Source organism: Rhodococcus sp. 21391 (assembly GCF_016772255.1).
Classification (GTDB): Bacteria; Actinomycetota; Actinomycetes; order Mycobacteriales; family Mycobacteriaceae; genus Rhodococcus_F; species Rhodococcus_F opacus.
Genome location: NZ_CP063781.1, coordinates 1125000 through 1143883 on the forward strand (window position 1 = coordinate 1125000; position 18884 = coordinate 1143883).

The 18884-nt window shown below is 68.3% G+C and carries 13 protein-coding genes and 2 pseudogenes; 10 read left to right on the top strand and 5 right to left on the bottom strand.

Annotated features, from left to right (window positions below):
• Positions 1–58 precede the first annotated feature (58 nt).
• Genes recC through recD form a run of 3 tightly spaced genes read left to right on the top strand, consistent with a single transcriptional unit; the run spans position 59 to position 8492 of the window.
• A complete protein-coding gene (recC, locus tag GO592_RS05340) occupies positions 59–3319 on the top strand; it encodes an exodeoxyribonuclease V subunit gamma (RefSeq protein WP_007300382.1) in 3261 nt (1086 codons plus the stop codon).
• Positions 3277–6627, top strand: coding sequence for a UvrD-helicase domain-containing protein (locus tag GO592_RS05345; protein WP_039952791.1), 3351 nt, complete (start codon positions 3277–3279; stop codon positions 6625–6627). The genes recC and GO592_RS05345 overlap by 43 nt, the downstream gene beginning before the upstream one ends.
• On the top strand, positions 6624–8492 hold the full coding sequence (recD, locus tag GO592_RS05350) for an exodeoxyribonuclease V subunit alpha (protein ID WP_007300384.1): 1869 nt from the start codon (positions 6624–6626) through the stop codon (positions 8490–8492). The genes GO592_RS05345 and recD overlap by 4 nt, the downstream gene beginning before the upstream one ends.
• Here recD and GO592_RS05355 read toward each other — a convergent pair.
• The 4 genes from GO592_RS05355 to GO592_RS05370 form a co-directional block, all read right to left on the bottom strand.
• Positions 8410–8940 carry a DoxX family protein gene (locus GO592_RS05355; RefSeq protein WP_007300385.1) on the bottom strand — a complete coding sequence of 177 codons (531 nt, stop codon included), beginning with the start codon at positions 8938–8940 and terminating at the stop codon, positions 8410–8412. The genes recD and GO592_RS05355 overlap by 83 nt on opposite strands.
• Positions 8941–8959: 19 nt before the next feature.
• Positions 8960–9451 carry a DUF4188 domain-containing protein gene (locus tag GO592_RS05360; protein WP_005252368.1) on the bottom strand — a complete coding sequence of 164 codons (492 nt, stop codon included), beginning with the start codon at positions 9449–9451 and terminating at the stop codon, positions 8960–8962.
• 133 nt (positions 9452–9584) lie between these two features.
• On the bottom strand, positions 9585–10079 hold the full coding sequence (locus GO592_RS05365) for a pentapeptide repeat-containing protein (protein WP_007300386.1): 495 nt from the start codon (positions 10077–10079) through the stop codon (positions 9585–9587).
• 216 nt (positions 10080–10295) lie between these two features.
• A complete protein-coding gene (locus tag GO592_RS05370; RefSeq protein ID WP_039952792.1) occupies positions 10296–10703 on the bottom strand; it encodes an excalibur calcium-binding domain-containing protein in 408 nt (135 codons plus the stop codon).
• A gap of 302 nt (positions 10704–11005) precedes the next feature.
• Here GO592_RS05370 and GO592_RS05375 point away from each other — a divergent pair.
• Positions 11006–12780: pseudogene (locus GO592_RS05375) on the top strand (TerD family protein).
• A 537-nt stretch (positions 12781–13317) separates the two neighbouring features.
• Here GO592_RS05375 and GO592_RS44060 read toward each other — a convergent pair.
• Positions 13318–13503 (bottom strand): annotated as a pseudogene (locus GO592_RS44060) (polysaccharide deacetylase family protein); the annotation flags it as partial.
• On the opposite strand from GO592_RS44060, the gene GO592_RS44065 reads away from it, so the two are divergent.
• The 6 genes from GO592_RS44065 to GO592_RS05400 all read left to right on the top strand — a co-directional run bounded on the left by GO592_RS44065 (position 13441) and on the right by GO592_RS05400 (position 18851).
• Positions 13441–14055, top strand: coding sequence for a PucR family transcriptional regulator ligand-binding domain-containing protein (locus GO592_RS44065; RefSeq protein ID WP_237720602.1), 615 nt, complete (start codon positions 13441–13443; stop codon positions 14053–14055). The pseudogene GO592_RS44060 and the gene GO592_RS44065 sit on opposite strands and share 63 nt — an antisense overlap.
• The gene (locus GO592_RS05385) at positions 13977–15047 is read left to right on the top strand and encodes a PucR family transcriptional regulator (RefSeq protein ID WP_237720603.1); all 1071 of its coding nucleotides are present in this window, start codon (positions 13977–13979) and stop codon (positions 15045–15047) included. Before GO592_RS44065 ends, GO592_RS05385 begins: the two co-directional genes overlap by 79 nt.
• Positions 14942–15226 (top strand): hypothetical protein, encoded by a 285-nt coding sequence (locus tag GO592_RS44070; protein WP_237720611.1) that lies wholly within the window; start codon positions 14942–14944, stop codon positions 15224–15226. Before GO592_RS05385 ends, GO592_RS44070 begins: the two co-directional genes overlap by 106 nt.
• Positions 15227–15329: 103 nt before the next feature.
• Positions 15330–16664, top strand: coding sequence for an MFS transporter (locus tag GO592_RS05390; protein WP_007300390.1), 1335 nt, complete (start codon positions 15330–15332; stop codon positions 16662–16664).
• Between the two features lie 64 nt (positions 16665–16728).
• Positions 16729–17949 carry a M24 family metallopeptidase gene (locus GO592_RS05395; protein WP_007300391.1) on the top strand — a complete coding sequence of 407 codons (1221 nt, stop codon included), beginning with the start codon at positions 16729–16731 and terminating at the stop codon, positions 17947–17949.
• Between the two features lie 74 nt (positions 17950–18023).
• Positions 18024–18851, top strand: a complete 828-nt coding sequence (locus GO592_RS05400; RefSeq protein ID WP_007300392.1) for an IclR family transcriptional regulator — start codon at positions 18024–18026, stop codon at positions 18849–18851.
• Positions 18852–18884: the final 33 nt, after the last annotated feature.

An 18884-nucleotide genomic window follows, 5' to 3' on the forward strand; every position in this document is an offset into this window, starting at 1 on the left:
AGTCGGTGGGTTGTGGTAAGTCTGAGCCGACCGGAGTTGGGGAGCGAAGGGAGGCCACGTGCTCGTACTGCATCGCGCCGAGCGTTCCACCACTCTCGCGTCGGCTCTCGGCGACGTGCTCGCGACCCCGCTGCCCGATCCGTTCGCCCGGGAGGTCGTCGCGGTCCCGGCGAAGGGGGTGGAGCGCTGGCTCACGCAGCGCCTCTCGACCGCGCTCGGTGCCCGGCCCGACGTCGGCGACGGGGTGGCCGCGAACATCGACTTCCCGTCCCCGACCCGGCTCGTCGACGAATGCCTCGCCGCCGCCACGGGGGTAACCGCCGACGACGACCCGTGGAATCCGTCCCGCGTGCTGTGGTCATTGCTCGGCGTCGTCGACGACTGCCTCGGTGAGCCCTGGTGTGCCGTCCTCGCGAAACACCTCGGCCATGGCCTCCCGGATCGCGACCCGGACGATCACCGGCCGGGCCGGCGCTACGCCACCGCCTCACACCTGACCGATCTGTTCCGCAGTTACGCCGCACAGCGGCCGGCGATGCTGGTCGACTGGGCCGGAGGCCGCGACACCGACGGTGCGGGTGGTCCACTCGACGACGACCTTCTCTGGCAGGCCGAACTGTGGCGGCGGCTGCGTGAGCGTGTCGGCAGTCCCGCTCCCGCCGAGCGGCTCGACTCCGCCTGCGCCCGGCTGCGCGAGGAACCGGACCTCGTCGAACTCCCCGCCCGACTGTCGCTGTTCGGTCCGACACGCCTCGCGACCGATCAGATCGCGGTCCTCGCCGCCCTCGCCGTCAATCGTGATGTGCACCTGTGGCTTCCGCATCCGAGTCCCGCGATGTGGTCGTCGCTGTCCACGGCAGCCAGCGTTCTCGCACGCGCCGACGACGACACCGCGCTGTCCGTCGCCCATCCGCTGCTGTCGAGCCTGGCGCGGGACGTCCGCGAACTCGAGTCGAGGCTGACCCGCCTCGACGTCGACGACCTCCACCACGAGGGACCTGCGCCCCGCGACTCCCTGCTGGGGTGCCTGCAGGCGGACGTCCGGGACGACCGGGCGCCCGCGCTCGCCGAGTGCACGGCCGACGCGTCCGTCCAGGTCCACGCGTGCCACGGCCCGGCCCGCCAGGTGGAGGTCCTGCGTGAATGCCTCCTGCATCTCTTCGAGGACGATCCGACTCTCGAACCGCGCGACGTGCTCGTCATGTGCCCCGACGTCGAGTCGTACGCCCCGCTGATCCGGGCCGCATTCGGACAGGACGTGCTCGGGCATCCCGGCCATCGCCTCCGGGTCCGCCTTGCGGATCGCGCCCTGCACCAGACCAATCCGGTTCTCGCCGTGGTGTCGACGCTCCTCGAACTCGCCGACGCGAGGGTGACGGCGAGTCAGGTCCTGGACCTGTCGGCGGCCGCGCCGGTGCGCAGGCGGTTCCGGTTCGGCGACGACGACCTCGAACGGATCCGGGAGTGGGCGACCGCGACGGGCGCCCGCTGGGGAATCGGGCCGCGGCAGCGCGCCGCATTCGGTCTCGGCGAGTTTCCGCAGAACACGTTCACCACCGCGCTCGACCGAATCCTGCTCGGCGCCGCGGCCGACGAGTCCGAAGGCGAATGGCTCGCCCTGGCCCTGCCGCTCGACGACGTCGACAGCAACGACATCGACCTGACCGGGCGGCTGGCCGAATTCGTCGACCGGCTCGACGTCGCGCTGCGCGGGCTCGGCGGGCCGCAATCGGTCGCGGAATGGTCGAGCGCGCTCACCCGGGCGCTCGACCTCCTCGTCGACGTCAGCGCCGCCGACACGTGGCAACTCGCGCAGGCGCGACGAGAACTCGGGGCGGCGACGGAACACGGTGGCGACGCGGTCCTGCGACTGTCGGACGTGCGCGCCATGCTGGCCACCCGGCTCGCGGGCCGCCCCACCCGCGCGAACTTCCGCACGGGCGAGCTGACGGTGTGCACGATGGTGCCGATGCGGTCGGTGCCGCACCGTGTGGTCGTTCTCCTCGGCCTCGACGACGAGGTGTTCCCGCGGGGTGTGAGCGTGGACGGCGACGACGTGCTGGCCCGTAATCCCCTTCTCGGTGAACGCGATCCGCGCAGCGAGGACCGGCAGTTGCTGCTGGACGCCGTGATGTCGGCGAGGGAGAAACTCCTGCTGTTCTACACGGGCGCCGACCCCGTCACCGGCATGTCGCGGCCGCCGGCGATCCCGCTGTCCGAGCTGCTCGACGCGGTGGCGGCCACCGTCGGGAGCGATGCCCTGCCCGGCATCGTGACCCGGCATCCGTTGCAGCCGTTCGATGCACGCAACTTCCGGCCCGGGCACCCGTTCAGTTTCGACCGGGCGGCGCTGGCCGGTGCCCGCGCCGCGCAGCACCCGCCCGAACCGGAGCCCGCGTTCCTGCCTGCGCCGTTGGTGCCGCCGCCGCTGGGGGACGTCGATCTCGCCGACCTCATCGCGTTTCTGGTGCACCCGACGCAGGCGTTTCTGCGGCAACGGCTCGGGTTGCGGGTCCCCGACGTGGACGAGGACCTCGCCGACGCATTGGACGTGGCGCCCGATCCGCTGGCCCGGTGGGATCTCGGCCAGAGGATGCTCGTCGCGAGGCTGGCCGGAGTCGAACTGGCCGCCTTCCGCGCCGCGGAGTGGCGCCGAGGGACGCTGCCGCCGTTCAAGTTGGGGGAGTCGGTGCTCGGCGGAATCGAGCACGCGGTCGAGTCGCTCGTCGCCGTCAGCGGGTCCGTGCACGTCGGGCGCGCGGAGACCGTGGACGTCGATGTCGATCTCGGCTCCGGACGGCGCCTCACCGGCACCGTCGGCGGTGTGCACGGGTCGGTGATCGCGAGCACCACGTATTCGAAGCTGGGGCCGAAACACCGTCTCGCCGCCTGGGCGCAGTTGCTGGCGGTCGCGGCGTCCGACAACGAGACCGAGTGGACTGCGGTCACGACCGGCCGCGGTGCGTACAGCCGTCCGGCGTGGCGCTCGACCCTCACCGCACCCGAGAACGCAGTGGAAGAGTTGGTGCGACTCGTCGAACTGCGCGATCTGGGGCTGCACGCGCCGTTGCCGATCGCCACGGGCGCGTCGGCGGCCTATGCCGAACGACGCCACGGCGGCAGCAGCATGGAGGACGCGATCGAGGCGGCCCGGAAGGAATGGAGCAGTGACTTCGGTGACTCACGCGACCGGCACATCACATACGTGTACGGGGCTTCGCCCGGGCTCGACGTCCTCGGCGACACGGTGACCATCGAGAACTACGCCCGGCAGATGTGGGCGCCGCTGCTCGCCGCCGAGACGTTGGCGCAGCCGTGACCGGTGCGCGAGGCTTCGACCTCCTCGGTCCGCTGCCGGAGGGCACGACGGTGCTCGAGGCGAGCGCCGGCACCGGCAAGACGTACGCGATCGTCGGTCTGGCCGCCCGCTTCGTCGCCGAGGGTGGCGTGGACCTGTCGCAGCTGTTGCTGGTGACGTTCAGCCGGGCGGCCACGCAGGAGCTGCGGGAACGCACCCGTGAGCGGTTCGGTTCCGCCGCAGCCGCATTGGCCGATCCCGCGGCGGCGCGACTGAGCGCGGATCAACTGATCCGGCATCTCGCCGAAGCCGACACCGACGAGGTGACGCTGCGCCGCCGACGCCTGCTGCAGGCACTGTCGGACTTCGACGCCGCCACCATCGTCACCACCCACAGCTTCTGCCAGCGCATGCTCGACGGGCTCGGCATCGCGGGCGAACGCGACCCCGACACGGTGCTGGTCGAGGCCGCCGACGACCTCACGACGGAGGTGATCGCCGACCTGTACCTGCGGGCCTACAGTCGAGTCGAGTCGGCGCCGTTCACTCCGGCGGAGGCCACCGCGGCCGCCCGGGCGGCCATCTTCGACCCGCAGGCCGTGCTCGCCCCGGAAGATGCGCGGGGCACCCCGGCCGGGGATCGGGTGGCGTTCGCCGAGGCGGTGCGCGCCGAAGTCGAGCGGCGCAGACGCGCGGTGGGTCTGCGTGACTTCGACGATCTCCCGATGCTGCTCCATCGCGTCCTCAGCGATCCCGAGCACGGTGCGGCGGCCTGCCGGCGTGTCCGCGAACGCTACGGCGTCGTGCTCGTCGACGAGTTCCAGGACACCGACCCGCTGCAGTGGGACATTCTGCGCCGAACGTTCCACGGCAGCGGAACTCTGGTGCTCGTCGGCGATCCGAAGCAGGCCATCTACGCGTTCCGTGGGGCGGAGGTGCTCAGCTATCTGGACGCGGTGCGGTCGGCGGACCGTCACCAGGAGTTGACCACCAACTGGCGCAGCGATCAGGAACTCCTCGACGGGCTCGAATATCTGCACGGCGGGGCCGCGCTCGGGCATCCCGAGATCGTGGTGCACCGCGTCGACGGTGCGAGACCGAAGTCGCGTCTGACGGGTGCCGTGCCGCTGCGGCTGCGGTATCTGCCGAGGACCGGCGCCGGGCCGATCAACAAGTCGGGATACCCCGCGGTGGGGCCGCTCCGGAAGCGGATCGCGGCGGACCTCGCCGCCGACATCGTCGCCCTCCTCGACGGTGGCGCGACACTCGACGTCGGGGGGAGCGCCCGACTCGTCGAACCGGGCGACATCGCCGTCCTGGTGCGCACCAACGCGCAGATCACACTGGTCCACGACGCCCTCGACCGGGCGGGTGTGCCGTCCGTGCTCGCCGGCGGGGCCAGCGTCTTCACGACTCCGGCTGCGCAGCACTGGCTCTGGATTCTGCAGGCCATCGAGCAACCGCACCGTTCCGACCGGGTGCGGCTGGCCGCGCTCACCCCGCTGCTCGGGCACACGGCCGAGGAACTCGACGCTCGCGGCGACGACATCGTCGCTGAGGTCGGCGGGCAGCTCCGCGAGCTCGGCGCGGTGTTCGCGCAGTCCGGTTTCGCGGCCCTGTTCGAACGACTGTCCGCGGTCGGCGCGCTGGAGGCGAGACTGCTTCGGGTGGCAGCGGGTGAGCGGGCACTGACCGATCTCCGGCACGTGGCGCAGTTGCTCAACGGTGCCGCCGTCGAGCAGTCGCTCGGTCTGACGGCCGTCACCCGCTGGCTCACCGAACGGATGAAGGATCCGTCCTCGGGTGGGGTGGACCGCAGCCGGCGACTCGACAGTGACGCCGCAGCGGTGCAGATCGCGACCGTCCACGCCAGCAAGGGCCTCGAATTCCCGCTCGTGTACCTGCCGTACGCCTGGGACGCCGCGAAGATCTCGAAACCGAGCAAACTGCTGCTGCACGACGACGACGGGCGACGCATCCTCGACGTCGGCGGTCCGGGCAGCCCCGGTTACGCGGACCGCAGGAACCGGCACGACGCGGAAGAGGCGGGGGAGGAGTTGCGGCTGCTGTACGTCGCCGTGACCCGGGCGATGTGCGGGCTCGTGGTGTGGTGGGCACCGGCGTTCACGACGGCGGGCGCACCGCTGCACCGGATGATCCTGGGGCGGCAGCCCGGGCAGCGGGAGGTCCCGCCGAAGGTCACCGTCCCCGAGGATCCGGTTGTCGCGGAACGGTTGTCCGCGTGGGGTACGGAAGCTGCGGAGACGGTGACCGTCGAGGCGGTGGGTTCCGACCCGATCGCGCGGGTCGGGTGGACACCACAGCGTGAGCCCAGCGGAGACCTGGAAGCCGCGCGCTTCCGGCGGCTGCTCGACACGCGCTGGCGTCGCACGTCGTACTCGGCGTTGACCGCATCTGCGCACGACGCGCCCGCGGTGGGCAGTGAGGCCGAGGTCGAGGAGAAGACGGACGAACCGGACGAGCCTCCGTTGCAGGCGCCGGCCGACGTCACTTCGGGGGTGCCGTCGACGATGAACGAACTGCCCGGCGGCGCGACGTTCGGCACGCTCGTCCATGCCGTCTTCGAGATCGTCGACACCGCGGCACCCGATCTGGAAGCAGAAGTCCTGCGGTGCTGCCGCGACGTGATCGCGTCGACGCTGTCGGACATCGACCCCGCCCAGCTGGCGACGGCGCTGCTGCCCGTGTTGCGGACTCCCCTCGGCGCGGGGGGCGAGCCCACGCTCGCCGACATCGCCCCCACAGACCTGCTGGCGGAGCTCGACTTCGAACTGCCGCTCGCCGGTGGCGACACACCCTCGCTCACCGTGATGCTCGACGGCGTCGGCAGGCTGCTGCGCACCCACCTTCCCGTCGACGATCCGCTGCGGTCGTACGCCGATGCCGTGCAGACACTCGAGCCGACCCCGCTGCGCGGATACCTCACCGGCAGCATCGACGTCGTGCTGCGGTTGCCCGGACCGCGGTACGTCGTGGTCGACTACAAGACCAATCGCCTCGCGCAGGGCGACCTGACCACCGCGCACTACACCCGCGAGAGGATGGCCGCCGAAATGTTGCGGGCGCACTATCCGCTGCAGGCGTTGCTGTATTCCGTTGCGTTGCATCGCTACCTGCGCTGGCGGCAACCGGACTACGATCCGGCGGTGCACCTCGGTGGTGTCCGGTATCTGTTCGTTCGCGGAATGGTCGGCCCCGGCACCCCGCCCGGCTGTGGTGTCTTCGACTGGGCGCCGCCCGCCGCGCTGATCACCGAGCTGTCCGATCTGCTGTCCGGGTCGGCCTCCGAGCGCGAGGGGACGCGATGACCGAGGTGCAGGTGGCGCAGCGCGGCAAGGGGATGCTGCGGGTCTTCAACGAGGCCGGTGTGCTGGCCGCCGCGGACGTGCACGTCGCGTTGCGGTTGTCGGCGCTCGGAGGCGAATCGTCGGAAGACGTCGTACTGGCGACGGCGCTGGCGGTGCGGGCGGTGCGGTCCGGCTCGGTGTGCCTGGACCTGACGCGGATTCGTGAGGTGACCGTCGACGAGGAGTCCGAAGTCGATCTCGACGCACTGCCGTGGCCGGACGACGGCACGGTCGTCGAGGCACTGCGGCAGAGCCCGCTGGTCACGGGTGGTTCGGCGGGTCCGCTGCGACCGCTGCGGCTCGTCGACACGGCCGAGGGCGGGCTGCTCTACCTCGACCGGTACTTCCGGCAGGAAGCGACCATCCGGCGGGTACTCGACCACCGCGCTGTCGGGCATCCCCTCGTCGACGAGCAGTCGCTGCAGGAGGGGCTGGACGCGTTGTTCCGCGACCAGCACGACCACGGGGCGCCGGCCCCGGCTCCGGATCGGCAGCGGATCGCCGCCGCGGTCGCCGCCACACAGTGGACGTCGGTGGTGGTCGGCGGACCCGGAACAGGCAAGACGCACACCGTCGCCCGGGTGCTGGCGCTGCTGACCAGGCAGCCCGGGCCGGGCCTCCGGATCGCGCTCGCCGCACCCACCGGGAAGGCCGCGGCGCGGTTGCAGGAATCGGTGCGCGAGCAGTCCGACGCACTCGGGTTGCCGCCCGACCTGACCGCGATGACGCTGCATCGGCTGCTGGGCTGGCAGCGCGGACGTGGTAGCCGGTTCCGCTACAACGCGAACAATCACCTGCCCTACGACGCGATCGTGGTCGACGAGACGTCGATGGTGTCGCTGACGATGATGTGCCGCCTCCTCGAGGCCGTCCGCCCGGACACCCGGCTGGTGCTCGTCGGCGACCCCGATCAGCTGACGTCCGTCGACGCGGGCGCGGTCCTGGCCGATCTCGTGGCCCGGCCGGTGACGGGAACCGAGAATCCGGTGCTCGCCAGGATCGTCGGCGATGACCTGGAGGCAGCCGACGACCCGCTCGAAGCCGCCTTGAGTGCGGGAGAACGGGACAGATTGCGGGGCGGAGTGGTGCGGCTCAGCCGCGGGCGGCGGTTCGGCGGCGGCATCGCGCAGCTGGCCGTCGCGGTGCGGAAGGGCGAACCGGACGAGGTCATGGAGATCCTGTCGAGCGGCTTCCCCGAGGTGTCGTTCCACGGTCCCGAAGATCTGGACGCACTGCGGGCGGACGTGGTGGGGACGGCCGCCTCGGTCACCGGGTCCGCGGAATCCGGTGATGCCCTTGCTGCACTGCGGCATTCGGAGGAGCACCGGCTGTTGTGCGCGCACCGCGAAGGTCCGTACGGCGTGCAGTGGTGGGCGCGGCAGGCGATGGAGTGGATAGGGGAGGCGACCGGGCAGCGACTGAACCCGGATCGCTGGTATCCGGGCCAGCCGCTGATGGTGTCTGCCAATGATCACGAAACGAAGATCTACAATGGCGACACCGGGGTGATCGTGCGCCGCGACGACGACGAACTCGTCGCCGCATTCGTGCGGGGCAACGAACCGTTCCTGTTGCATCCGACGCATCTGTCCGCCGTGCAGACGGTGTACGCGATGACGATTCACCGCAGTCAGGGCAGTCAGTACGACACGGTGTCCGTGGTTCTTCCCGGCGAGGCGTCGTCGCTGCTGACTCGCGAATTGCTGTACACCGCGATCACCCGGGCACGAAAGCACGTGCGGATCATCGGGTCCGAGGATGCAGTGCGGGCGGGAGTGCAACGTCGGGTGCTGAGGGCGAGTGGGCTTCGGAGGGCGATTCCGTAGCACGGCTCCGGAGGGAGGAGATCACGACGGCGAGAGTCGCGGACACGAAGACGACCTGCAGGAGTGTGCGGGGGATCAGCGCTTCGAACGGTCCCGTCGAGAGTTCCTCCACGGCGGCGTACACGTTCGCCGGGAACATCACGATCAGCAGGGCGGTGAGGCAGCCCGCCGCCCACGGCGCAGTGCGTCGTATCAGCAGTCCCGCGGCGCCGGCCAGTTCGAGCAGACCGGTCACGGTCACCAGCAGGCCGGGATTCGGCAGAGACGGCGGGACCATGTCGACGAGTTCCGCGCGCATCCCCACGAAGTGGGCCATGCCGGTCAGCGTGAACATGGCCGCGAGTCCGCCCCTCAGGGCAACGGGCCACGGCCGGAACCGGCGCACACCCGCCGCGCCTGCGACGAGGAGTGCCAGAGTGACGGCAACGAGGGCGATCAAGGGTTCCATGGTCCTTCTCCTGAATCGATCACTGTTCGTGGGTGTTGTTACTGCGGGACAGCCGGTCTCGGGCGCGGCTGAACTTCTGTGCGACGGGCACACGTGCGGTGGCGCGGGCCAGACCCATCGCCGGCGTGCCGACGTAGATCGACTCGGCGCGGTCCACCGGATAGGTCTCGTGCCAGACACCGACCGCACCGGGTGCCTTGCGGGCCCGCCGGTTGAATGCGGCCCAGGCCGGACGATGCTTCGCTTGGCTGTCACTGGCGTAGGCGTACAGCTTGTCGACGGAGTTCCAGTACTGGATCACTGTCGGGCCGCGGCCCTCGAACGTCAGGCGGTAGCCCATCAGACCCGAATCCGGGTCTTCGGACAGCTCACGCAGCATCCTCGGCATCGCGAGGAAAGTGGGCAGCCACAGGTCCGGTCGCCAGGGTCGGTTGATGGTCATCCCGATCAGGAAGACCACCAGTTCGCCGTCGTAGTGGTGCGTCGAACGGGTGGGGTCGATCGTCGTCATCGGATGCCTCCAAGGTTGGATACCGCTACTATCTAATAGTGGATAGTGAGAGTATCCAATGTCAAGGGGTGTGGGCATGCAAAAAAACCCGGGCCGCGCAGTGCGCGGCCCGGGTGACTGGGTCAGGAGCGAATTACGGCGACGGCGGTGTCGGTGTCACCGGGACGACCGAGGCGAGTGCGCGCTCGTGGGCGTCGGTGGACCATTCGGGTTCGGTCGTGATGTTCATGTCCCCGACGATCGTGCCGAAGAAGTCGATGTCCGTGCTGTACAGGATCACCGCGTTGCGCTGCGAATCCGTGAAGTTCGTGCCGGTGATGTTCGCGTCGCTCAGGTTGGCGTACGACAGATTCGCGGCGGCGAAGTTGGTGCCGGTGAGGTTCGCCCGTTTCATGTTCGCGCCCGACAGGTCGGCGAAGCTCAGGTTCAGGCCCGCGAGATTCGCGGAACTCAGATCGGCGCCGGGGCAGGTCGTGCGATCGTCGGGATGTGGATTCGCCACAATCCTGCAGCCGTTGATCTCGGTGAGGACGTCCGCCGCGGCCGTTCCGGTGCCCGCAGTGAGTGCGGCACCCCCGGCCAGCGCGACCGCACCCAGTGTCAGAGCCCTGAAATGTGTCCTGCTCATGCCGGACCGCCCCCTCGCGTAGAACCTCAACCATCATCGCCGAACTTAGTGCCGAGCGCACTGCGCCGCACGGGGAATGGCGACACCTGCACGTCGGGTGAGGCGTTGCCGGACACCGACGCACCCCTTCTCGGTGGACGCACCCGTTCTCGGGCTCGAAAACGGGTGCGTGGGCACAGAAGGGGTGCGTCTGTCGGATGGCGCGCCCGTGATCGACTACTCGCAGGCGATGCCGTCGTTGTCGCGGTCGAGGTGCGACGCGTAACCGTCCTGGCCGCGGTAGATCGGCGTCACGCCGGCATTGCGGGCCTCGGTGCAGTTCTTGTACCCCGCCCGCGGTGCGGGTGCCGGCGGTGCCGGAGCCACCTGCGGTGCCGGAGCCACCTGCGGTGCGGGTGCTGCCTGCGGGGCCGGCGCGACCTGCGGCGCGGGTGCCGGTGCTGCCGGAGCGGCGGGCGCGGGCGGCAGGAGGGGGTTCACGGCGTCTGCCGAACCGCTCGGAATCAGGGACGCAATCTCCGGGGGGAGGAAATCGAAGATCGTCGCCGCCAGTGCGGAGGGCGCGGTTGCCATCGAAATGGCGGCACAACCGAGGACGCTGAGAACTAACCGTCGAGCCTTCATGTTTACCTCGTTCAGGGGTGGGGTGGGGCTTCCACAGAATGGTCGAGAAATGCCACGACGGCCACTCCATTCGGTGTGACGAGGATAGTAGCCAATTGGTAACGAACTTCGAAAGCTGTTGAGGCGCAATGGTCCTCTGTGTCATTCACTCGAATGACACAACCCTCGACCTGTACTTGAATAAAAAACTACCGAGAAATTCGGAATTGGCACGATATGTGCCGGAGATTTCCGTGTCGTCGATCAGAACGGCGAGAACTGGGCTCTATAGTCGCTCTGTGCTGTCATCTGCCTCCTCGACCATGACCCGGCCGGTGCGATTGCCGACGGGGCACCGCTGGGTCGTCCTGGACGTCGAGACCTCCGGTCTGCGTTCGTCCACGCACAGAGTGCTCAGCGTCGCGGCGTTGGCGTTGCGTGAAGACGGTTCGGTGGAGCGTAAATTGGTGACTCTGCTCAACCCGGGCTGCGACCCGGGACCGGTCCATATCCACAATCTCACGCCACAGCGTCTGGCGGGGGCGCCCCGTTTCGAAGACGTCGCGAAAGATCTGCTCGAACTTCTCGACGGTCGGACGCTGGTCGCGCACAACGCGTCGTTCGATTACGGCTTCCTCGACGCCGAGGTACGGCGGGCGGGGATGACGATGCCGACACGGCAGAGGCTCTGCACCCTCGCCCTGTCCCGCCGCCTCGAGATCGACGTCCCCAACCACAAGTTGTCCACTCTGGCCGCGCACTGGAAGGTTCGTCAGAACCGGGCTCACGACGCTTACGACGACGCCCTCGTGCTGACGGAGGTCTTCGCGCACAGCGCCTCGCTGGCCGAGTCCCTCAGACTTCCTTTGCCGGTCGTCGGTTGCGCCGATCGGCGGGCGGTGTACCCCGATCGGGTGCCGCGCGTGGAGTCTCCGTGGCGGAATCCGGGTCGGCTGGATCCGGGGGCGGGACTGGTCCAGGGCATGAAACTGGTCATCAGCGGCAGTACGGATGTTCCCCGTCTTGCGCTCGCCGCACGTATGACCGCCGCCGGCCTGGACGTCATGAATTCGGTCAGCCGTCAGACGAGTGTCGTCGTCTGCAACGACCCGCACTCGTCGAGTGCAAAGGTGCGCCGCGCGGTGGCCGACGGGATTCCTGTCCTGACCGAGCGGCAGCTCGGCGAGATGTTGCTGCACGTGACACCGGGTGAGCCGAAGGCCGCCGCGGCGCCGTCCGACGTTCAGCGGCCTCGACCTACGACAACTGTTTCCTCCACGAAGCCTTGGCACGGAAGAAGAGTGCTCATCGTCGGTGGCTCACATTCGGACTCCGTTCTGATGCGCTCCCGCATCGTGCAGCTGGGTGCCAAGCCGTCGGTCAATCACTCCGCAGGAGTCACCGATGTCCTCGTTCTCGACGGTGGTGAACTCGATCCCCGCATGGACCGAGTGTCGGCCCGTCAGTTGCCTCTGCTCACCGCCCCCGATGTGAACTCCGCACTCGAACCGGCGGCACCACCCGAGCGGGGGGCGCTCCGCGAGCCGATCCGGCCGCCGTGTCAGTGGGTTGCGCCGTTGCTCGCTCGCGAGAGGTGATCGACCTGCCACCACAGACGACATCGCTGACGGTCAACGCGTCTTGGCGCGCCCACACCCAGGACGATGCGTTCGACGTGGACGTGGTTGCGCTTCTTCTCGGCGAAGACGGCCGGGTCGGTTGCGACGAGGACTTCTTCTTCTACAACTCGCCGACGAGTTCGGACGGCACCGTGGAATTGTCCTGCGACGGCAGCAGCGAGCAAGGAGTGCGGATCGAATTGGCTGCCCTGCACTCCGACTACCAGTGCGTGTCCGTATCGGCGGCGATCGGCGGAGATCGCACCTTCGGTGAACTCGGTCCGATCTCGGTGACCGTCGACGCGCCGGACCACACAATCGCATCGTTCGTTCTGGACGCCGGCACGACCGAACGGACGATGCATTTCGCCGAGATCTACCGACGCGCCGGGCAGTGGCGTCTCCGCGCGGTGGGTCAGGGGTACGAATACGATCTCGCCACGCTCGCCACCGAGTACGGGGTGACGGTCGACGATTGAGGATCCCTCACCGTTCGGAGCGAACAGTTTCGGGGGCCGGGGAAGTCCGCCGGATCTGGACGTCGGGGAAGGTGGGGACTTCGAATCGGGTGTGTACGAAGGGTTCGGTGCAGACGCGCTGGGCGTGCCGCGATGTCCCCGAGGGTGGTCGCCCACATCCCGTCCATTGCCTTGACGTTCTCGATGAGTCGTTCCAATGCGGCTGCCTTGGAGGGTCTTCCGGAGATGAACGGATGGTTCGTGAGGACGAAGCACCCGCCTTCGGCATGGGGCCTCCGCTTCGAGGGTCCACATCTCCAGGACCTTGGCGGGGCTTTCGATGACGCCGCTGCCGGTGACACCGGGGTAGAACGCATACTGTTCCCAGTCGTCGAGTGCCCAGTCGACGGGGATCTCGATCAGTGTTCGTTCCGACGCCGGGCTCGTCGCCATCAGGTAGGGCTTGTCGCCGTCGAGCAGACTCGAGTCGTACAGAAACCCGCGATCGGCGAGCAACTCGGTTGTGTGCCAGTTCATTTCCCACCAGGGCGAGCGATATCCGACGCGGCGGATGCCCGCGACCTCCTCGAGCGCGTCGAGCCCCCGGTCGAGGTAGCGTGCCTCGGTCGCAGGGTCGAGGCCCTTCATCGGTTCGTGCAGATACCCGTGGTGCCCCACCTCGTGACCGCCGTCGATGATGGCGCGGACCGCGTCGGGATAGCACTCGGCGGTGAATCCCGGCACGAAGAACGTTGCGCGAACGTCCTGACGTTCGAGTATTCGCAGAATGCGTTAGCCGACGTCCTCGCACACCCGAGCCTCGCTGCCGGACGCCCGGCCGTTCGGGCCGGAGCCGACCTGCTGGCCCAGCCAGTGCGCTGGGTGCATTCGAGTGAAGTCATCGACATCGCGCACCTTCTTCGCGGCGGCGAGTTGCTGCTGACCGGCGGGTTCGCACTCGCGTCTGCCGACCCGGCCGGACTGCGGCGGTACGTGCGTGAACTGTCGGCCCGCCGTGTCGCCGGAGTGGCCATCGAGACCGGGGCGCAACTGCCGCGGATCCCGCCTTCGCTGGTCGAGGAGGCGTCGGAGGCGGGTTTGCCCGTCGTCGAACTGCGTGGTGTCGTTCCGTTCGTCGAGGTCGCCGAGGCGATCAACGCCCTGCTGGTCAACGAATCGGTGCAGCGACTGCGTCGTGGTGACGCGGTCGCGCACGCGTGTCCGAGGAGTTGGCCCGCGGTGGCGGACCCGACGAGTTGCTCGAGGTGCTCGCGCGACTCTTGCCCGGTGACGTGACCCTGCTCGACGCGACCGGCGACGTGATCGCGGCCCTCGGGAACGAGATCACAGCCCCTGCCACCGGTTCGGGCGTGCTCGCCGTGCCGGTGTCCGTTCAGGGTGTCGGTGTGGCGACGCTCATGGTGTCTCCGGACGACCCGGCCGATCTCGTCACCGCAGAGGCGATCGTCGAGCGAGCACCGGCAGCGCTGGCGATCTCCCTCCTGCGATCGTTTCCTCCTTCGGCCGCGGTCCGCGCCTCGCAGGCCTTGCTGCGGATCGCCTGCCAGCCGAATCCTGCCCCGGAACGTCTCGTTGCGGCGGCGCGCGCGGCCGGGATGGCCGACGGAGCGTCATACGTCGGGGTTGTCGGACGTTCGGTCGACGGTCCGGTATCGCTCGGCGCTGTCGATGCGGCACTGCACCGGTACGCGGCCGGAACGGTGTCGTCCATCGCCGGCGACGAGTTGCACGCAATCGTCGTGCTCCGGGCCGACGACCGAGTCGGTTCCTGCGCGTCGCTGGTCGAATCGCTGCGCGCGACACCGCAGGCGGAGTTGGCGCGGGTTGCGGTGGGTCCGGTGGTCACCGGTCTGATCGGGCTCCCCGAGACGCTGGCGGAAGCGCGGTTCGCGCTCGACCTCGCGGCTGATCTGGGTATCGCCGACACCATCGTGGACGCCGCGGAACTCGCTCTCGAACGCCTCGGCCGGCGAATCGGCGATCCGGCGCTGCTGACGTCGTTCGTCAGGGAACTGCTCGGGCCGCTTCTCGCGGTCGGTCCCGAACGTGCTCGCCGTCTGATCGACACGCTGGACATCTACCTGCAGTGCGGGTGCAACAAGACCGAGGCGGCGCCCGGCTGCATGTGCAGCGTCAGACGCTGTATCAGCGGCTCGATCAGATCTTCGCGCTACTCGGCGAGGATCCGACGGGTTCGCCGCGTCTCGCTGCCGTGCACCTCGCGACCCGCCTCTATCTCGGCGGTGCGGTCGACGAGCGCGGTCTGACTTTCACGGGTGACCGGGAAAGCCACCTCCGGGCTCATCTGTTGCAACTGTGTTGCATTCCCGTGAACATCGCCGAGAACTGCGGATCGGGTAGCGCAACCGCGACCGTGCGTGTTTACTGCGGGTTCACCTTGCAGCCGCAGTCCGGTCATGAGAAGCAAGACATCGTTGACATGTGATGCTAAGCACAATATGGTCGGTGAACGACTTGCCGTTGCAATGAAAGCAACAAATGCCATTCGTCGCAGTCGGCAAGCGCCGACGCCCCGAGAAGGAGTGGGCATGGCCCAAAACCTCAATTCCCCCTCAACCCCGCCGCAATCGGACGAGGACGGCGCGGTGAACCCCTCGCCCCGTGTTCTCCGGCGGGTCATCACGGCGAGCTTCATCGGCAACTTCGTCGAATGGTTCGACTACGCCGTATACGGCTATCTCGCAACGGTTATCGCGGTGGTCTTCTTCCCCGAGGCCGAGCCCACGACGGGTCTGCTGGCCACGTTCGCCGTGTTCGCCATCTCGTTCGTCATCCGCCCGATCGGCGGACTCGTCTGGGGGCACTTCGGTGACAAGATCGGACGTCGCACGGCGTTGTCACTGTCGATCCTCATCATGTCGGCGTCGACGTTCTGCATCGGCCTGATCCCTGGCTTCGATCAGATCGGCTACCTCGCACCGGTCCTGCTACTGCTCGTCCGCATGGTGCAGGGATTCTCCGCCGCCGGCGAGTACGCGGGCGCCTCGGCGTTCCTCGCCGAGTACGCCCCGGACCGCAAGCGCGGGCTGTTCACGAGCGTCGTGCCCGCGTCCACGGCCGCCGGGCTGCTGTTCGGATCGTTGATCGCGGCACTGCTGACCGCGGTGCTGTCGACGGAACAGCTCGAGGGCTGGGGCTGGCGGCTGCCGTTCCTGCTCGCGGCACCGATGGGCCTGATCGGTCGCTACATTCGGTTGAAGCTCGAGGACACCCCGAAGTTCCAGGAAATGGAACAGAAGGTGGAGTCCAACGCGCCGTTGTCGATCCTGTTCACCCACCATCGGCGCGCGATCGCCATCGCGTTCGGTGTCACCTGCCTCAATGCGGTCGGCTTCTACCTGATCCTCAGCTACATGCCGACGTATCTGTCGGAGGTGTTGGACGTCGGCCACACGGCCTCGTTCGTCGCCGCGTCGATCGCTCTCGCCTGCTACATCGTCTTCATCTTCGGGATGGGGGCGCTCTCGGACCGCTTCGGCCGCAAGCGAGTTCTCATTGCCGCGTCGGTCTGCTTCGCGGTGTTCACCGTCCCGCTGTTCAGTGCACTCGGCGCCGTCGGAATCGTCGGTATCGTCCTCATTCAGATCGTGCTGTGCGCGTTCCTCACCATGAACGACGGCACGCTTCCCACCTTCCTGGCCGAGATCTTCCCGACCCAGGTCCGCTACAGCGGTTTCGCGTTCAGCTTCAACACAGCCAATGCACTGTTCGGCGGCACCGCGCCGTTCGTCGCCACGTTGTTGATCGAGCTCACCGGCAGCACACTCGCGCCCGCCTGGTATCTCGTCGCCGCGGCCCTCGTCGCCATGGGGGCGATGCTCATGGCCCGCGAAACCTCCCAGCGCCCCCTGGCCGACACCTGACTACCCGTACATCCCACAGAAGTGCGGCATCACGCGATGCCGCCGGCAACTCGAAAGGAACATCATGAACTTGGAGCGCATCAAGAGCATCCCCAACGGCGAGAAGGTCGTTCCCACGTTCTCCCCGGTGGAAATGGACCGCAGGCTAGTCGCTCTGCGTAAGCACATGGCGGACAACGGGTTCGATGCCGTGCTCTTCACCAGCTACCACAACATCAACTATTATTCCGACTTCCTCTACACGGCGTTCGGACGGCCGTACGCCCTGGTCGTCACCCAGGACGGCTCGACCACCGTGTCCGCCAACATCGATGCCGGGATGCCGTGGCGGCGGTCGTTCGGCGAGAACGTCGTCTACACGGACTGGCGCCGCGACAACTTCGAGTACGCTGTGCAGCAGGTCGTGGCGAAGCAGGGCATCTCACGCGGCAGCCTCGGTGTCGAGGACGACCACCTGACCCCCGACGTGCGGGCCCGGATCGCGGCGGTTCTGCCCGGGATGACGTTCACCGACGTCGCAAAGGCCACGATGCGCCAGCGCATGATCAAGTCGCCCGAGGAGATCGAACTGATCAAGCACGGGGCGCGGATCGGTGACCTCGGCGGCGAGGCCATCCGTGCGGCGATCACCGAGGGTGTCCCCGAATTCGAGGTGGCGATCGCCGGCTCGAACGCGATGATCCGGGAGATCGCGGCCACCTTCCCGCACGCCGAATTGCGCGACACGTGGGTCTGGTTCCAATCGGGCATCAACACCGACGGCGCCCACAACTGGGCCACCAGCCGCCGCGTGGAACGCGGAGACATCCTGTCGCTGAACTGTTTCCCGATGATCGCCGGCTACTACACGGCGCTCGAACGCACCCTGTTCTACGGTGAGCCGTCGGCGGAGCACCTGCGGCTGTGGGAGATCAACGTCAAGGTGCATCGCCGCGGGCTCGACCTGATCAAGCCGGGCGCCGTCTGCAAGGACATCGCGGCCGAGCTGAACGAGATCTACGAGGCCGAGGGTCTGCTGCCGAACCGCACGTTCGGGTACGGGCACTCCTTCGGCGTGCTCTCGCACTACTACGGACGCGAGGCGGGCCTCGAACTGCGCGAAGACATCGACACGGTCCTCGAACCCGGGATGGTGGTGTCGATGGAGCCGATGATCATGGTTCCCGAGGGCATGCCGGGCGCCGGGGGCTACCGCGAACACGACATCCTGGTCGTCGGCGAGGACAGCGCGGAGAATATCACCCGGTTCCCGTTCGGACCCGAGCACAACATCCTCGGCGTCTGACCGGTACGCCGACTCTGCCGCGGGTGTGGCAGGGTCGGCGGTGGTGTTGGCAGAACCGAAGGAGCGCAACGATCATGAGTGTGGACGACGTCGATCGACTCGCGGACAACGGACCGGGCGAGCACGACGGTGACGCGAAGCCGTCCCCGTCGGTCCTCCTCAACGGACTGCGGGTGCTCGAATCCTTCTCGATCGCGGAGCCGGTCCTCGGCGTCACCGAGATCGCGCGCAAGGTCGATCTGCACAAGAGCAGCGTGTCCCGCATGCTCGCCACCCTCGAGAAAGCCGGCTACGTCGAGCGTGACGAGGGCACCGGACGCTACCGGCTCGGCCTCGGTCTCATCGCCCTCGCGGGGCCACTGCTGGCCAACCTCGACGTCCGCCGCGTGGCGCAGCCGGAACTGGAGGAACTCACCCGCCGCACCGGCGAGACCAGCGCGCTCATGGTGTGGAACGGGCACGAATCCGTCGTCGTCGAACAGATACCCAGTCCCAAGCAGGTCAAGCACACCGCCGCGGTGGGCACCCGCTACGACACCTATGCGAGTTCGTCCGTCCAGGTGTTCCTCTCCGAGATGCCGCGGGCGGAGACCGAGCGGCTGTTCGACCGGCGTCTGCTCGTCGGACCCGACGAGCAGGAGTCACGCGGCGAGTACTTCGACGAGCTGAGTGACACCCGCGACCGCGGATACGCCGTCAACGACGGCCGCACGTCGATCGAGGAGGTCGGCATCTCGGCGCCGGTCCGCGATCATCGCGGCGTACTGGTCGCGGCCGTCATGTTGTCCGCCCCACGGTTCCGGGTCCCCGAGTCCATGCTCGAGTCGCTCGGGCGGGCGGTCGCGGAATCCGGCAGGCGGGTGTCGGCACGACTCGGGGCACCCGTCGAGACCCGCGACTGACCGCATCGCCTCCGCTCGTCGGATGGACTCCGC

Bases quoted from the DNA above. Each gene is read 5' to 3' on its own strand.
- recD (WP_007300384.1), top strand. From the start codon at position 6,624: ATGACCGAGGTGCAGGTGGCGCAGCGCGGCAAGGGGATGCTGCGGGTC.
- GO592_RS05355 (WP_007300385.1), bottom strand. From the start codon at position 8,940: ATGGAACCCTTGATCGCCCTCGTTGCCGTCACTCTGGCACTCCTCGTC.
- GO592_RS05360 (WP_005252368.1), bottom strand. From the start codon at position 9,451: ATGACGACGATCGACCCCACCCGTTCGACGCACCACTACGACGGCGAA.
- GO592_RS05365 (WP_007300386.1), bottom strand. From the start codon at position 10,079: ATGAGCAGGACACATTTCAGGGCTCTGACACTGGGTGCGGTCGCGCTG.
- GO592_RS05370 (WP_039952792.1), bottom strand. From the start codon at position 10,703: ATGAAGGCTCGACGGTTAGTTCTCAGCGTCCTCGGTTGTGCCGCCATT.
- GO592_RS05390 (WP_007300390.1), top strand. From the start codon at position 15,330: ATGGCCCAAAACCTCAATTCCCCCTCAACCCCGCCGCAATCGGACGAG.
- GO592_RS05395 (WP_007300391.1), top strand. From the start codon at position 16,729: ATGAACTTGGAGCGCATCAAGAGCATCCCCAACGGCGAGAAGGTCGTT.
- GO592_RS05400 (WP_007300392.1), top strand. From the start codon at position 18,024: ATGAGTGTGGACGACGTCGATCGACTCGCGGACAACGGACCGGGCGAG.